Consider the following 14,128-nt stretch of genomic DNA (forward strand, 5'->3'; position numbering starts at 1 on the left):
GCAGTCCGGACCCGGCCATCCCCAGCCGGGTCCGGTCAACCCCGTTCGTGCGTGGCGCCTCAGCTGCCGGAGTTGAAGGCCTGCGCCGCGTCGATGTTGTTCTGGCCGACACCGTCGACGAACTTGTCCCAGACGGGCTTCATCGCCTCGACCCAGGCCTGGCGCTGCGCGTCGTCAAGCTCGCGGATCACCCCGCCGGCGTCGAGGATTGCCTGGCGCGCGTCGGCGTCAACCTGGCCGACGGCGGCGTTGCGCTCTGTCGTCACCTCTTTGAGGATCGTCGTGACCTGCGTGCGCACGTCCTCGGGCAGGCTGTCCATCCAGTCGACCGAGGCGACGACGAGATAGTCGAGCACGCCGTGGTTGGTTTCGGTCGTGCCGTCCTGCACCTCGTAGAACTTCTGGCCGTAGATGTTCGACCAGGTGTTCTCCTGCCCGTCGACAACGCCGGTCTGAAGCGCACCGTAAACCTCGGCGAACGCCATCGGCTGCGGCGAGGCGCCAAGCGCTTCCATCTGGGCGACGATCACGTCCGAGGGCTGCACGCGGATCTTCAGCCCCTTCATGTCCTCGGGCAGCAGAACCGGCTTGTTCGCCGACATCTGCTTCAGCCCGTTGTGCCAGAATTCAAGGCCGAGAAGCCCGCGCCGGACCATCGATTCCTTCATCGCCTGGCCGGATTCGGAGTTCTGGAACCCGTCCACCGCCTCGATGTTCTTGAACATGAACGGCAGGTCGAAGATCTGGAACTGCTTGGTGAAGGCCTCGAACTTCGACAGCGAGGGGGCAGCGAACTGCACGTCGCCCTGAAGCATGGCTTCGAGCACCTGGTCGTCGTCGTAAAGCGTGGAGTTCGGATAGACCTCCATGCAGGCCTTGCCGTCCATCTCGTTGTTCACCCGCTCGGCGAAGAGGCTCGCGGCAATGCCTTTCGGATGCTTGTCGGAGTTCGTCACATGGGCGAACTTCATCACGATCTCGCCCTCGTCGCAGCCGGGGCTCGCCACGGCCGCGCCGGCGGACAAGGCAAGCGCGATCGCCGTCATGGCGGTTGTCATCGTCTTCATCGGTTTCCTCCCGTCGTCGATTCACTCGTTCGTCACGCTGTGGGTACAGCGATCCACGACAGCAAAGCGGTGCTGGGCGCCGCGATCAACGATTAGTTTTCCGCGCAAGGAAAGTCAGATTTTTCACATTCATTTCTGTATATTACGAAAATTTCTTGAGGCGCGCCGCACAATGGCCGGGCGGAATTTCACACAAAGGTTATCGCTCACCGTGCGGAAATCCGCACACCGCGCCGGGCCATACCGCCGCGGAATCGCACAGGGCCCCCTCGACGATGGCCCTCAACGGGTCGAATATCTTCGGTCGCAGACTGACGACCTCGCGCCCGCTGGTCAGCACGGTGCGGCCCGTGCCCGCTTCCGTCGCCTCAGCCGCGATAGTCCTCTGCCCGGATCCCGTGCCGGGCCAGCTTATCGTAGAAGGTCTTGCGCGGCAGTTTCAGCGCGGCAGCCGCCTCGGTCGCGTTTCCCCCCTGCCGGACCAGCGCCTCGATCAGAAGCGACCGCTCCACCCGGGCCATCTGGCCGGCGAGGCCGGGGGCTTCGGCGTCCTCGTGCGTCTCTCCCAGCCCCATTGCAAAGCGCATCGCGGCGTTCATCAGGGCGCGGGAATTTCCGGGCCAGTCCTGTGCCATGAGGTCCGCGATCACTTCGGGGGTGATTTCCGGCATCGGCAGGTCGGACTGCTCACAGGCGATGGAGACATAGTGCCGGAAAAGGACGGGAATATCCTCGGGCCGTTCGGTCAGCGCGGGGATCCGCACCCGCATCACGTCGAGCTTGTAGAAGAGGTCGGGGTTGAAACGCCCCTCGGCCGCCTCGCGGGCAAGATCGCGGTAGGTGCCGGCAATGACCCTTGTGCCGGGGTGGCTGTCGATCAGGTCGAGAAGCGCGAACTGCGCCGCCGGCGGCAGGGCCGCGACCTCGTCGAGAAAGATCGACCCGCCCTCGGCCCGCCCGAAGAGGGCGGCCAGCGTCTCTGGCGTCGCTGCGGCGGCGGAGAGCTTCTGAAAGGGGCGCATCGCGGCGGCGGAGAGAAGGTGGACGACCTCCGCCATCTTCGCCGTCCCCGCCCCCGGCGGACCCGAGATCAGCACCTCGGCCGAGGTCCGCGCCGCGCGCCGGGCCGCCTCGCGCATCTGTTCGGAGATCGCCGAGGAGCCGACCAGCATGCGCGACGCCGCGTCGCCGCGCCGGATCTCGCGCTTCAGCGCGCGGTTCTCCAGGATGAGCGCCCGTGTCTTCAGCGCCTTGCCGACGACGGCGAGAAAGTCCGACGGGCCGCACGGTTTTTCGAGGAAATCGAACGCACCGCCCGCCATTCCCCGGACGGCAGTCGGCACGTCGCCCTCGCCGGTCAGAAGGATCACCGGCAGGTCGGGATCGACCTTACGGGCGTGGTCGAGAAGCGCGAAGCCGTCCTTGCCCGGCATGCGGATATCGCTGACCACGATACCGGCGAAGTCGGCCGAGATGTGGTCCTTCGCCTCGATGAAGCTTCCCGCCAGGATCGGCCTGTGGCCGGCGAGTTCGAGCGTTTGGCCCAGGGCCTCGCGCACCGCGCGGTCGTCATCGACCAGAAGCACCCTGTCCGTCATGCCGCCTTCGCCCCCCGCGCCGCCGCCGCCAGTTCCACCGTGAATTCCGCCCCGCCGCTGTCGCGGTTGCGCCCCGCGATCGTGCCGCCGAAGCTCTGGACGATGCCGTAAGAGATCGAGAGGCCAAGGCCCATGCCCTCGCTCGCCCCCACCTCCTTCGTCGAATAGAAGGGGTCGAAGATGCGGTCGGGCTCGGCGATGCCCGGCCCGGTGTCGGCGACCGAAATCCGCACGCGCCCGTCGGCCCGTGCGACGCGGATCGTCACGGTCCCGCCGCCCTCCATCGCGTCGGCGGCATTGGCAAGAAGGTTGACGAGCACCTGCTGGAGCCGCACCTCGCCGCCCCTGACCCAGACCGGCCGCGCGGGCGGCGCCCAGTCGACCCGGACCGACGCCGCCCTGAGCCGCGCTTCGGTCAGCTCCAGCGCCGCCGCGACGACCTGGACGAGATCCACATCGCTCATCCCCTCGCTTTCCTGCCGCGCGAAGGCGCGCAGGTTCTTGATGATCCGCCCCATGCGGCGGGCCAGATCCGAGATCCGGCCGAGGTTCTCCGCCGCGCGGACCGGCTCCTCCCGGTCGAGGAAGAGGCCGGCATTCTCGGCATAGGACTGGATCGCCATCAGGGGCTGGTTGAGTTCGTGGCTGATCCCGGCCGACATCTGGCCGAGCGCGGAGAGCTTTCCGGCCTGCACCAGTTCCGCCTGGGCCCGGCGCAGCTGATCGTTGGCCTCGGTCAGCTCACGCGTCCGTTCGGCGACGCGGATCTCTAGCTGGGCATTCGCCTCCGCCTCGGCGGCGAGCCGCCCGGCCAGCGCCCGGCGCCGCTCCATCAGGGCATAGAGAACCGCGCCCAGACCGAGACAGACGAGCGCCGCCACCAGCGCCTGGAGAACGGCCTGGCGTTCGGCCGGAGCGACATCCACGAGCGCTTCGCCGGTCATCCCGATCACCGGCAGGTCCCGGGTCAGATGCAGCGCATGGGCCGGCAGATAGGGCCCGCCGTCGAGATCCCAGACGACGTGGCGCCCCAGCGTCCTCTCTTCGCGCCGCAAGAGCTTGTCGCTCGCCCCGTCCGGCAGGAGCGAGAGCCGCACGAGGATCAGTTCGTCCCGGTTCGACACGAAGGCGACGCCGTCGCGGTCGGTGAAGAACACGATCATCGGCTCACCGCGCCAGATCACCTCGACCGCCTCGGTGTCGATGCGTGAGATAAGCGCGCCCGCGACCGGCCCTTCGGGCGAAAAGACCGGCGCGGCATAGACGAAGAAGCGGCGACCGGTCACAAGATCGATCTCGTGGTGAAAGCCGAGCGCACCCTGCATCGCGCGCTTGAAATAGGGCGTGGCGGAGCGGTCGGTCCCCTTGTCGGAGCCCGAGGCGGCCAGGACACGCCCCGCACTGTCGGTCAGCATCAGCTCGTCCGAGCGGGTCATGTCGGCCGTCCGCTGCAAAAGCGCATCCACCGGCGCCGGCGGCCTGCCGCGATCGAGCGCCAGCGCCAAGACGTCCGGATGGTCGGCCATCAGGACCGTCATTTCCCGATACCGCTGAAGCTGACCCAGAAGCCGGTCGCCCGCCAGCGCAAGATCGGCCTGCCCGCGCTCTTCCAGCCGCGACAGCGCATCTGTCAACGCTCGCCACCAGACCCCGCCGGTGACGCCTGCCGCCAACACGAGAAAGACGGCCAGAACGGCCGCGCGTCGGATCATGCGCCTCCTCCTCCGGGTTCGCAGTCTAGCGAAGGCACGGGGGCGAAGGCCAGACGGAACACGCGGGAGACGAAGGCAAGAAACTGCGCCGGGCGTGGCGGGAACCTGCGCGGAAATTTCGCCCATGCGGGCGAAAGAGTTTGTGCGCGCCGCGCCCGCGCGACTAGCAAACCCCATCCCCGACCGGGCATACCGGGCGGGACGATGCGTCATTGGGAGGACAGCATGATCAATCTGAAAGGCAAATTCGCGGCAATTCTCGTCGCCGCCACGCTCGCGGCGCCCGCCACCGGGCAGGCCGAGGAGTTCATCAATATCCTCACCGGCGGCACGTCGGGCGTCTACTATCCGCTCGGCGTCGGCCTGTCGAAGATCTACGCCGACAACATCGAGGGCGCCCGTACCCAAGTGCAGTCGACCAAGGCCTCGGTCGAGAACCTCAACCTTCTCCAGCAGGGCAAGGGCGAACTGGCGCTCGCCCTCGGCGACAGCGTGAAACTCGCCTGGGAAGGCAATGCCGATGCCGGCTTCAAGGAGCCGCTTTCGAAGCTGCGCGGGATCGCCGCCGTCTATCCGAACTACATCCAGATCGTCGCCTGCGCGTCCTGCGGCGCCACGTCGCTCGATGCGCTGAAAGGCACGAGCATGTCGGTCGGCGCACCGAAGTCCGGCACGGAACTCAACGCGCGCGCGATCTTCGCCGCCGCCGGGATGAGCTATGACGACCTTGCGAAGGTCGAATACCTGCCCTTCGCGGAATCGGTCGAACTGATGAAGAACCGCCAGCTTGACGCGACGCTGCAATCGGCCGGCCTCGGCGTCGCCTCGATCAAGGACCTCGCCACCTCGATCGACATCAACATGGTGGCCGTCCCGCCCGAGGTCGTCGAGAAGCTCGGCGCACCCTACATCGCCGCGACCATCCCCGCCGGCACCTACCAGGGCCAGGACGCGGACGTGCCGACCGTGGCCGTCGTCAACTTCCTCGTCACGCATGAGGATGTCTCGGATGAGACCGCCTACCAGATGACGAAGCTTCTCTTCGAACATCTCGGAGAGCTTGAGGCCGCCCACAAGGCCGCCGCGCAGATCAAGCTCGAAAATGCCCTCAACGGCATGCCGATCCCGCTGCATCCGGGCGCCGAACGCTTCTACAAGGAAGCCGGCCTGATGTAAGCTCGACGGACCGGGCGGCCCCGCGCCGCCCGGTCCGCACGGTTTTCAAGGGGAGGGGAAAGCCGCATGTCTCAGGACATTCATCACGACTTGCCAAAGGATGCGCCCGATCTGGGGCTGCACGATCCCCTGGCCGAGAGCTTTCCCGCGACTGCGGAGGGGCGCGCGCTCTTCTGGATCGCCGTCGCCTTTTCGGTCTTCCAGATTGCCACGGCGGCGCATCTCGTCGACCTTCCGAGCCAGATCGTCCGCGCCTTCCATGTCGGGTTCCTGACGCTTCTCGGTTTTCCTCTGCTTGCGGCGCTCCGGCGGAAGTCGCCACCGATGAAGGCGCTGGCCTGGACGATGGCGCTCGCCGGCGTTCTCGTCGCGCTCTACCAGTGGTGGGAATATACACCCCTCATCCTGCGCGCCGGCGATCCCCTGCCCCGCGACATCGTCTTCGGCATCCTCGCGATCTTCACCGTCTTCGCCGCCGCCTGGTCGCTGATGGGGCCGGCCCTGCCGATCATCGCGGGCGCGTTCCTGGCCTATTGTTTCTTCGGCGAGCATCTGCCGTCGCCGCTCAATCATCGCGGCTACGATTTTTCGCAGGTCATCGACCACATGGCCTATGGGACCGAAGGGATTTACGGCATCCCGACCTATGTCTCATCATCCTACATCTTCCTCTTCATCCTCTTCGGCTCGTTCCTCGAACGCGCGGGGATGATCAAGCTCTTCACCGATGTCTCGCTCGGCCTCGTCGGCCACAAGCAGGGCGGCGCGGCGAAGGTCGCCGTGGTTTCCTCGGGCCTCATGGGCACGATCTCGGGCTCGGGCGTCGCCAATGTCGTGACGACGGGTCAGTTCACCATCCCGCTGATGAAAAGATTCGGCTATCGCCCGGCCTTTGCGGGCGGGGTCGAATCCACCTCATCCATGGGCGGCCAACTCATGCCGCCGGTGATGGGTGCGGTCGCCTTCATCATGGCCGAGACATTGGGCGTCGAATACATCGAGGTCGTGCGCGCGGCGCTGATCCCGGCGATCCTCTACTTCGCCTCGGCCTTCTGGATGGTCCATCTTGAAGCCGGCCGCCACGGCCTTCGGGGCATGGCGAAGGCCGACCTGCCGTCGCCGGTCAAGGCGCTGAAGGAGAACTGGTACCTGATCCTGCCTCTGGCGGTGCTCGTCTACCTCCTCTTCTCCGGCTTCACGCCCCTCTTCGCCGGAACGATCGGCCTTGCCATGACGGTGATGCTCATCCTCGGCGGCTCTGTCGCGCTTGGTCTGCCCGAAGGCGTCATCCGCATCCTCTTCTGGATCGGCCTCGGCGCGGTCGCTGCCGCGTTCTTTGAATTCGGCATCCTGCCCGTCGCCGTCGCCATCGCCGCGCTCATCGGCTGGAACGCGATCTCGAAAGGCGGGCGCGAGACGCTGACGCTCTGCCGCGACAGCCTGGCCGAAGGGGCGAAGACCGCCTTGCCGGTCGGCATCGCCTGCGCGCTTGTCGGGATCATCATCGGCACGATGACCCTGACCGGGGCGGCCAACACGTTCGGCCAGTTCATCGTCCATGTCGGCGACAAGAGCCTTATCCTGTCGCTGATCCTGACGATGATCACCTGCATCGTACTCGGGATGGGAATCCCCACGATCCCGAACTACATCATCACCTCCTCGATCGCCGGCCCGGCGCTTCTGGCGCTTGGCGTGCCGCTGATCGTCAGCCACATGTTCGTCTTCTATTTCGGCATCCTCGCGGACCTGACCCCTCCGGTGGCGCTTGCCTGTTTCGCCGCCGCGCCCATCGCCAAGGAAAGCGGCCTGAGGATCTCGATGGAGGCGATCAAGGTCGCCGCCGCCGGCTTCGTCATTCCGTTCATGGCGGTCTACACGCCCGCGCTGATGCTTCAGGATGGCGGACCGCTGGCCGAAGCCTTGGGGTTCGCGCCGGCGGTCGCCTATATCGTCGCCAAGACCGTTCTCGCCATCGGTCTCTGGGGCTCGGCGGTCATCGGCTGGCTCGGCCGCCCGCTCGGCTGGCCGCTCAGGGCGCTCGCCGCGCTGGCCGCGATCACCCTCATCGCCGCCCTGCCGCTGTCGGATGAGGCGGGCTTCGCGCTGGCCGCCCTCTTCGCCGTTGCGATCTGGCGCGGCCGCACCGCCCGGCCGGCATGACGGGTCCCTGCCTCCTCGTCGGCGCCACGATGCTGACCCTGGCCTCGGGGAGTTTCGACCTGACCTGGCGGCATTCCGTCGAAAAGACCGAATGGCGCGAAAGCTGGCGCATCGAAGGCCGCACGCTGCGACTGACCGAAGCCGCGGTGAAGGGGTCAGGCGCCGGGATGGATCCCGGGCCGGGCGCGCGGCTGGAAGACGGCTGGTGGATCTGGACACCCGATCTTCCCCCGGTTCCCGACCTGACCCTCGCCGCCTCGGGCGCAACCGGCGGCGGCTGGCGGCTTTGCGACGCCGACACCTGCCATGAGATCGGCGAACGCCCCGGCACGGCCATCCGCCTTGCGCCCTGCCCGGACTAGGCGATGCGACAGGACCGTGACCTTAACCCCGCGCTCGTCTACGCTTTGGTCCGAATCCTCGGGGTGCAAAGGCGAATTCGGCAGTGGCAAAGGCAGGACCGGGACAGTCGAGGACGATGGCGATGCGCCGCATCCTCCTGACCTTCCTTGCCGTCGCCCTAATCGCGGCCGGCCTTGCCTACGCGCTCAGCTACCGGGCCGGGCTCAGGGCGCTCGATGCCGAACTCGACCAATCCCTGATCCTCACCCGCCGCGCCATCGAGAGCGAGATCGAGCGCTTCCGCTACCTGCCCGACGTCGCCGCCGAGGATGTCCGGATCGGCGTCGCGCTCCGCGACCGGACCGAAACCGCGACCGCCGCCGCCAACCGCTACCTCGAAACCGTGACCGCGCGGTCGGGGGCTGCCGACCTCTACCTGCTCGACGCGTCGGGCACCGCGATTGCCGCGTCGAACTGGAACACCGCGCAAAGCTTCGTTGGCAGCAATTATGCCTTCCGCCCTTATTTCACCGATGCGCTCGCGACAGGAAAGGGTCGGTTCTACGCCATCGGCGTCACCACCGGGAAGCCGGGCTATTTCCTCTCCACCCGCATCGGCGGCGTCGACACGCCGGGTGTGATCGTGGTGAAGATCGACCTCAAGCCGCTCGAGGAAACCTGGAAAGCCGCCGGCGTCCCGACGGCCATCGCCGACCGCGACGGGGTGGTGTTCCTGTCCGGCATCGCGGACTGGCTTTACCGCCCCCTGACGCCCCTCTCACCCGAGGCGCTGGCGGAACTCGCCGCCCGCCGCACCTATGACGGCATCGCCCTCGCTTCGGCGCCGCCGCTTCTGCCGGCAGGAGCGGCAACGACGGCGCTGGCATTGCGCGGACCCGATGGCGGCCGGTTGCACGGACGCGTCGCCGCGATCGAGGCGGATGGCTGGCGCGTCATTTCCGCCGCCCCCCTTGCCCGCATCATCGCCGCCTCCGCGCTCTGGGCGGCGGGCGCTGCGCTCGTCGCCACTGCCGCGACGGGCCTTGCCATGATCTACAACCAGCGGCGGCAGCTTACCCAGCTTCGCCTGCGTCAGGGCGCCCTTTTGGAAACGCGCGTCGCAGAACGCACGCGCGAACTCGCACACGAGATCGAGGCGCGCAGGAAGACCGAGGCCGATCTGCGCGCGGCGCAGGAAACCCTTGTCCATACCGAGAAGATGGCCGCCCTCGGCCGGATGTCCGCCGCCATCGTGCACGAAATGAGCCAACCGCTGGCCGCGATGGAGGCGACGCTCGCGGCCGCCGAACTCTCCGCCGACGCGGAGAAGACGACGACCCGCATCGGCACCGCGCGCAACCTCATCCGCCGGATGCAGCGCACCACGAAGCACCTCAAAAGCTTCAGCCGCAAGGAGCAGAACACCCGGCAGATCACCGACCTCAACAAGGTCGCCGAAAACGCGCTCGACCTCGTCGCGCCGCGCGCGAAAGCGGCCGGCGTGGCGCCAGGGTTCCGGCCGTCCGACACGGCGCCACTGGTGATGGCCGGGCCCGTCCGTCTCGAACAGGTCTGCCTCAACCTCCTTCTCAACGCCCTCGACGCGGTCGAGGGGCGCGAGGGTGCCGCCGTCACCCTCGCGACCGGCGTCAGGGAGGGCACGGCCTTCCTCGCCGTCACCGATACCGGCGCGGGCATCGCTCCCGAGGACATGGCGCGCGTGACGGAGCCGTTCTTTTCCACCAAGATCGGCGGCGAGGGCCTTGGCCTTGGCCTGTCGATCAGTCAGGCCATCGTCACCGAATTCGGCGGAAGGATCGACATCGCCTCCGCCCCCGGCGCGGGCACCACGGTCACCGTGGAACTGCCGGCGGTGGCCGCGCTCGGGGAGGCGGCGGAATGAAAGGCCTTGTCTTCGTCGTCGATGACGATGCCGACCACCTCGCCGCCGCCTCCGACCTGATCGAGGCGGGCGGGCACGAAGTGATCAGCTTTCCCGGTGCCGCCGAGGCGCTCGCGGCGCTCGATCGCGCTGATCCCGGCGTGATCCTCACCGATCTCAGGATGCCGGGGATCGACGGGTTCGGCTTGATCGCGGCGCTGAAAGAACGCGGCGGCGACCATCCGGTCATCGTGATGACCGGCCACGGCGATGTGGCCCAGGCCGTTCGCGCGATCCGCGAAGGGGCCGAGGATTTCCTCGAAAAGCCCTACGATGCCGGGCATTTGCTGCTGGTCATCGACCGTACGCTCAAGGCCCGCGCGACGCGCCGGGAGCTTGCGCGCCTGCAATCGGCCCTGTCAGCCGACGAGATCCTCGGCGAGAGTCCCGCGATCACGGCCCTCCGCGCCCGCATCGCGGCCCTCGCCCCGCTCGATGTCGACCTCGTCGTGACCGGCGAAACCGGGACCGGGAAGGAACTGGTCGCCCGCGCCCTCCATGCCGCGAGCCTTCGCGCCGCCGGTGCCTATGTCGCACTCAACTGCGCCGCCCTGCCCGAAGCACTCTTCGAGGCCGAGGTCTTCGGTTACTCCGCCGGCGCCTTCCCCGGCGCGGCGACCGACAAACCCGGCAAACTGGAACTGGCCTCTGGCGGAACGCTCGTCCTTGACGAGATCGAGGCGATGCCCCTGCCCTTGCAAGCGAAACTCCTCCGCGCGCTTCAGGAGCGCAGCGTGGAGCGTCTTGGCGAGAACCGCCTGCGCCCGCTCGACCTTCGGGTCATCGCGATCTCCAAGGCCGATCTCAAGGCGATGAGCTACGAAGGCTCGTTTCGCCCCGATCTTTTCTACCGCCTCGCCGGGGCGGAGATCGCGACCCCGCCGCTCTCGGAGATGGGCTCCGACATCCTCCTTCTTTTCGCGCATTTCGTCGCGCGCGCCGCCGCCCGTCATGGCCGCGCGGCGCCGGCGATCACCTTCGCGACCCGCAGCGCCCTGTCGCGTCGTGCCTGGCCGGGAAACGTGCGCGAATTGAAGGCCGCCGCGGAACGCTTCGCACTCGGGATCGACGGCGACGACACAGAAGCGCCGCGCGCGATCAGCGGAGAGACTCTGGCCGACCGGCTTCTCGACTTCGAGGCGCGCGAAATCCGCGCCGCCCTCGACCGTTGCCGCGGCAACACCGAACGCGCGGCGCAACTTCTGGGCATTCCCCGGCGGACGCTGAACGACAAGATGAAGCGGCTCGGCCTCTCTGCCTGAGCGCGCCCAAAACATTTGCCGACAAACGATTTCTGTGGGACCATCCCGCCATCCGAGGCACCACAGAAGAGGCTTCCGCATGGCCGACGCCGCCCCCGCCCCGACCGGCAAGACCAAACTCGTCATCCGCAATACCGGCCAGATCCTCTCCGGCAGGATCGAGGAACCCTTGATCGACGGCGACTGCGTCGTTTGCGAAAACGACCGCATCGTCGCGGTGGGCTACGAGAAGGACCTCGACACCGATCGGGCCACGACGGTCGTGGACGCCAAGGGCGTGACTCTCTGCCCCGGCCTCATCGACAGCCACGTTCATCCGGTGATCGGCGACTATACGCCGCGCCAGCAACAGCTCAACTGGATCGACAGCTGCCTCCACGGCGGCGTCACGACGATGATTTCTGCCGGCGAGGTCCATGCGCCGGGGCGGCCAAAGGATATCGTCGGCCTCAAGGCGATGGCGATCGCCTCGCAGCGCTGGTACGAGAATTTTCGTCCCTCGGGCGTCAAGGTCCATTCCGGCGCCCCGGTGCTGGAAGAGGGCATGGTCGAAAGCGACTTCAAGGACCTTGCGGATGCCGGCGTGAAGCTTTTGGGCGAGGTCGGCCTCGGCTCGGTCAAGGCGGGCGAGACGGCGGCCCAGATGGTCAAATGGGCCCGCAAATACGGCATCCAGTCGACGATCCATACCGGCGGTCCGTCGATCCCCGGCTCCGGCCTCATCGACAAGGACGTGGTGCTCGAGGCCGACGCCGACATCATCGGCCATATCAACGGCGGCCACACAGCCCTTCCCGACGACCAGATCACCTGCCTCTGCGAAAGCTGCCTGAGGGGCATCGAGATCGTCCACAACGGCAATGAACGCGCCGGTCTTCTGGCCATGCGCACCGCCTTCGAACTCGGCCAGCCGGAGCGGGTCATCCTCGGCACCGACGCCCCGGCAGGATCGGGCGTGCAGCCGCTCGGCATCCTGCGCATGGTGGCGATGCTGTCGTCCCTGGGCGACGTGCCGCCCGAGATCGCCTTCTGCTTCGCCACCGGCAACACCGCCCGGATGCGCGATCTCGACTGCGGCATCATCGAGGTGGGCAAGGCCGCCGATTTCGTCCTTCTTGACATGGCCCAGCATGCACCCGGCGGCTCGATGCTCGGCTCGGTCCACCAGGGCAACCTGCCCGGCGTCGGTATGACCATCATCGACGGCATCGTCCGCACCACCCGCAGCCGCAACACGCCGCCTGCGACCCGGCTGCCCGAAATCGTCGGAAGCTGAGCCCGCATTCCTTCTTCTGTTCGCAAATACCTCCCGCCGGAGGCAGATCCGAGCTGCCGCCGCGCAAGCGGCGGCGGCGAGACAGGTCGGCGCGCCTGAAAGGCGCTCCGCAGGATCTCCGACCTAGCCTTTGCGCGCCGTCCCCTGCGGCGCCCCCGGCACGGCCCGCGTCGTCCGCACCCGCCGCTCGATCTCCGACTGCACGTCCTCGACCCGCCGCACCTGCCCCATATGCCCGCCAAGGTCCGCGTAATCCGACAGCCGCAGCGTGAACTCGACCGGCGCCACCAGCGCCGGGGTCGGCACGTAGCCGAAGGCGTTGGACGGCATGTCCATGACATCCGCCATGAAGGTGATCCCGCCACCCGGCCAGATGTAGCACTCCGCCCCGCCGCAGGTGACATTCGTCACCGCTTCCCGCACCGACCGCGTCAGCCGCACCGGGTTTTCGGTCACCCCTGCCCGCAGCGATCCGCCCGCTCCGCCCATGAAAAGGACCGAGGTCACCGAGGGCTCGCAGTTCTCGGCGATCCGTTCGACCGAGGTCCTGAGGCTCTCGGGCAGGTCTGCCTTCACCGGCCGCAGGTCGTCGTCGAGGACATAGTAGCCCCATTGCTCGCCGGTCGTCGAAACCATCAGGAGCGTCAGCCCCGGCCGGGCCTGGGGCGCCCGCCACGGCCCGAGGATCGTCAGCGGATCCTCGATATTCGTGCCGCCCCAGCCGGTGCCGGGGTCCGCCACGCGGAAATAGCGCCCCGGCGTCGATTTGTGGCCGAGGATCTTGATCCCCGTCGGCGCCACGCCAAGGAGCTTGCCCGCCTGATGCTCGCTCAGCACCCCGGTGATATGGTCGTCGACGACCACAACTTCGTCGACCAACCCGCTCCACTGCCTGGCGAACATCCCGATCGTGGCCGACCCGCAGCCGACCCGCATCAGGTGCTCCTCGACCCCGTTCACCACGGGTGGCTTTCCGGCCTGCAGCACCACGTCCGATCCACCGTCGATGCTGACCGTCACCACCTCCCGGTTGCAGAGCTTCAGGAGCGCGTCGCAGGTGGCGCGGCCTTCCTTCTTCGACCCGCCAGTCAGGTGATGCACGCCCCCGAGCGACAGCATCTGGGAGCCGTATTCGGCCGTCATCACATGGCCGACCGGTTCCCCGTCCACCCGCACCGGCGCCGCTTCCGGCCCGAGGAAGCGATCGGTGTCGATCTTCACCTTGGCGCCGCAATAGGAAAAGATCCCCTCGGTCACCACGGTGACCATGTCGACTCCGTCATGTTCCTGCGCGACGATGAACGGCGCAGGCTTGTAGTCGGGATAGGTTGTCCCGGCGCCGATGGCAGTGATGAAGGGGCGCTCCGTCCTCAGGATGTCGCCGTCCCATTCGCCGGCCGCGACCTCCAGGAACGGCACGATCTGGCCGTCGCCCTCCTTCGCCGCCTCCAGGACGGTGAAGGGATCGAGCCGCACCAGTTCGCCGCCCTCGTTCGCATAGCGGTCACAGGCCCCGGCGCGGCCTTCGGCGATGTAGCACATGACCGGGCAGGCATCGCAGCGGATCTTGCCTTCCATACGCGATTCAAC

At 67.6% G+C, this 14,128-nt stretch carries 10 protein-coding genes; 6 read left to right on the forward strand and 4 right to left on the reverse strand.

The window, feature by feature from the left end:
- Positions 1-59 precede the first annotated feature (59 nt).
- The 3 genes from V5734_RS14315 to V5734_RS14325 all read right to left on the reverse strand — a co-directional run bounded on the left by V5734_RS14315 (position 60) and on the right by V5734_RS14325 (position 4,377).
- The gene (locus V5734_RS14315; RefSeq protein WP_347310317.1) at positions 60-1,067 is read right to left on the reverse strand and encodes a DctP family TRAP transporter solute-binding subunit; all 1,008 of its coding nucleotides are present in this window, start codon (positions 1,065-1,067) and stop codon (positions 60-62) included.
- A gap of 368 nt (positions 1,068-1,435) precedes the next feature.
- Positions 1,436-2,665 carry a sigma-54-dependent transcriptional regulator gene (locus tag V5734_RS14320; protein WP_347310318.1) on the reverse strand — a complete coding sequence of 410 codons (1,230 nt, stop codon included), beginning with the start codon at positions 2,663-2,665 and terminating at the stop codon, positions 1,436-1,438.
- Positions 2,662-4,377, reverse strand: coding sequence for a sensor histidine kinase (locus V5734_RS14325; RefSeq protein ID WP_347310319.1), 1,716 nt, complete (start codon positions 4,375-4,377; stop codon positions 2,662-2,664). Before V5734_RS14325 ends, V5734_RS14320 begins: the two co-directional genes overlap by 4 nt.
- 225 nt (positions 4,378-4,602) lie before the next feature.
- Between V5734_RS14325 and V5734_RS14330 the strand changes: the two genes are divergently transcribed.
- The 6 genes from V5734_RS14330 (at position 4,603) to V5734_RS14355 (ending at position 12,538) form a co-directional block, all read left to right on the forward strand.
- Positions 4,603-5,553 (forward strand): TAXI family TRAP transporter solute-binding subunit, encoded by a 951-nt coding sequence (locus V5734_RS14330; protein ID WP_347310320.1) that lies wholly within the window; start codon positions 4,603-4,605, stop codon positions 5,551-5,553.
- Positions 5,554-5,619: 66 nt separating this feature from the next.
- Complete coding sequence (locus tag V5734_RS14335) at positions 5,620-7,716, forward strand: TRAP transporter permease (RefSeq protein WP_347310321.1); 2,097 nt, start codon at positions 5,620-5,622, stop codon at positions 7,714-7,716.
- Positions 7,713-8,078, forward strand: coding sequence for a DUF1850 domain-containing protein (locus V5734_RS14340; RefSeq protein ID WP_347310322.1), 366 nt, complete (start codon positions 7,713-7,715; stop codon positions 8,076-8,078). Before V5734_RS14335 ends, V5734_RS14340 begins: the two co-directional genes overlap by 4 nt.
- A gap of 122 nt (positions 8,079-8,200) precedes the next feature.
- Positions 8,201-9,961: a sensor histidine kinase gene (locus V5734_RS14345; protein ID WP_347310323.1), complete on the forward strand. Its 1,761-nt coding sequence runs from the start codon at positions 8,201-8,203 to the stop codon at positions 9,959-9,961.
- Positions 9,958-11,262 carry a sigma-54-dependent transcriptional regulator gene (locus V5734_RS14350; protein WP_347310324.1) on the forward strand — a complete coding sequence of 435 codons (1,305 nt, stop codon included), beginning with the start codon at positions 9,958-9,960 and terminating at the stop codon, positions 11,260-11,262. Before V5734_RS14345 ends, V5734_RS14350 begins: the two co-directional genes overlap by 4 nt.
- Positions 11,263-11,341: 79 nt before the next feature.
- Positions 11,342-12,538: an amidohydrolase family protein gene (locus V5734_RS14355; protein WP_347310325.1), complete on the forward strand. Its 1,197-nt coding sequence runs from the start codon at positions 11,342-11,344 to the stop codon at positions 12,536-12,538.
- 123 nt (positions 12,539-12,661) lie between these two features.
- On the opposite strand, the gene V5734_RS14360 is transcribed toward V5734_RS14355, so the two are convergent.
- Positions 12,662-14,116: a 6-hydroxynicotinate reductase gene (locus V5734_RS14360; RefSeq protein ID WP_347310326.1), complete on the reverse strand. Its 1,455-nt coding sequence runs from the start codon at positions 14,114-14,116 to the stop codon at positions 12,662-12,664.
- Between the last annotated feature and the right edge of the window lie 12 nt (positions 14,117-14,128).

The sequence above is a fragment of the Defluviimonas sp. SAOS-178_SWC genome (assembly GCF_039830135.1).
In the GTDB taxonomy this organism is placed as follows: domain Bacteria; phylum Pseudomonadota; class Alphaproteobacteria; order Rhodobacterales; family Rhodobacteraceae; genus Albidovulum.

Coding starts and splice junctions, on each gene's coding strand:
- V5734_RS14315 (WP_347310317.1), bottom strand. CDS start 1,067: ATGAAGACGATGACAACCGCCATGACGGCGATCGCGCTTGCCTTGTCC.
- V5734_RS14320 (WP_347310318.1), bottom strand. CDS start 2,665: ATGACGGACAGGGTGCTTCTGGTCGATGACGACCGCGCGGTGCGCGAG.
- V5734_RS14325 (WP_347310319.1), bottom strand. CDS start 4,377: ATGATCCGACGCGCGGCCGTTCTGGCCGTCTTTCTCGTGTTGGCGGCA.
- V5734_RS14330 (WP_347310320.1), top strand. CDS start 4,603: ATGATCAATCTGAAAGGCAAATTCGCGGCAATTCTCGTCGCCGCCACG.
- V5734_RS14335 (WP_347310321.1), top strand. CDS start 5,620: ATGTCTCAGGACATTCATCACGACTTGCCAAAGGATGCGCCCGATCTG.
- V5734_RS14340 (WP_347310322.1), top strand. CDS start 7,713: ATGACGGGTCCCTGCCTCCTCGTCGGCGCCACGATGCTGACCCTGGCC.
- V5734_RS14345 (WP_347310323.1), top strand. CDS start 8,201: ATGCGCCGCATCCTCCTGACCTTCCTTGCCGTCGCCCTAATCGCGGCC.
- V5734_RS14350 (WP_347310324.1), top strand. CDS start 9,958: ATGAAAGGCCTTGTCTTCGTCGTCGATGACGATGCCGACCACCTCGCC.
- V5734_RS14355 (WP_347310325.1), top strand. CDS start 11,342: ATGGCCGACGCCGCCCCCGCCCCGACCGGCAAGACCAAACTCGTCATC.
- V5734_RS14360 (WP_347310326.1), bottom strand. CDS start 14,116: ATGGAAGGCAAGATCCGCTGCGATGCCTGCCCGGTCATGTGCTACATC.